Raw genomic sequence first — 1,026 nt, forward strand, 5'->3', positions numbered from 1 at the left:
TCGTATTCCATCGACTCGCGGGGACCGTACTGCTGCAGCAGGGAAGAGGTATCGATCATACGTATCGGTCGCGCGCCAGCTCCACCACCCGCTGCGCACGCAGCACGACCGGACGGTCCACCATCTTTCCGTCGACGGAGATCGCCGCTCCGTTGGCCTTCTCCGACGCATCGAGCACCCGTCTCGCCCACGTCACTTCCGACTCGGTCGGCGCGTAGCACGCGTTCACGACGCCGACCTGCTTCGGATGAGTGCACAACTTGCCGCCGAATCCTTGCCGCTTGCCGTTCATCGTCTCGGCCGTCAGACGATCGGCGTCGTCGATCACGGGCGTGACGCCATCGACCGGCGCATCGATTCCCGCGACTCGCGAAATCATGGCGAGCCGGGCGCGGAATGGATCGAGTTCTGCGCCGTCGGTGTGCATGCCCATGTCCGCGATGAAGTCGAGCGTGCCGAACATGATCTGCGCAACGAATGGCGCGTTCGCGATCTCCATCGCGTTCCACATTCCCTTCGCCGTCTCGATCAACGGAAAGACGGGGAGTTTCGCCTTCGTCAGTGAAACGAGGGCGATGACATCGGATGCGCTTTCGGCCTTCGGCAAGACGATGCCGCCCACGCCACGCAGTCGGGCGAGCTGCGCATCCTCCGTGAACCACGGCGTATCGTTCGCGTTGACCCGCAACAGAACTTTCCGTTCAGGCGCGGCCCATCCGGCCACGGCGCGGCGTGCATCGGCCTTTGCATCGGGCTCTACCGAATCTTCCAGATCGATGATCACGGCGTCCGCGCCGCTGTCGAGTGCCTTGCCGAAGCGATCCGGGCGGCTGCCCGGCACAAACAGGAAAGAGCGGATGGGGTGCTTGCTGGCGTGGGACATCGGTATCCTCAAATGGCAAATTGGGCCGGCCCGGCGTCAAAGGGTGGAGACGAGCTCCGGCACGAGCGTGAACAGATCGCCGACGAGACCGTAGTCGGCCACACCGAAGATCGGTGCTTCAGCGTCCTTGTTGATCGCGACGA

At 63.7% G+C, this 1,026-nt stretch carries 1 protein-coding gene and 1 pseudogene; both read right to left on the reverse strand.

Annotation, left to right across the window (positions count from 1 at the left end; genetic code table 11):
- Nucleotides 1-55: 55 nt before the first annotated feature.
- Nucleotides 56-883 carry an HpcH/HpaI aldolase/citrate lyase family protein gene (locus tag BG61_RS38570; protein WP_035940198.1) on the reverse strand — a complete coding sequence of 276 codons (828 nt, stop codon included), beginning with the start codon at nt 881-883 and terminating at the stop codon, nt 56-58.
- A 36-nt stretch (nt 884-919) separates the two neighbouring features.
- Nucleotides 920-1,026, reverse strand: a pseudogene (locus tag BG61_RS42635) (electron transfer flavoprotein subunit alpha/FixB family protein); the annotation flags it as partial.

This window comes from Caballeronia glathei, from assembly GCF_000698595.1.
Lineage (GTDB): Bacteria > Pseudomonadota > Gammaproteobacteria > Burkholderiales > Burkholderiaceae > Caballeronia > Caballeronia glathei.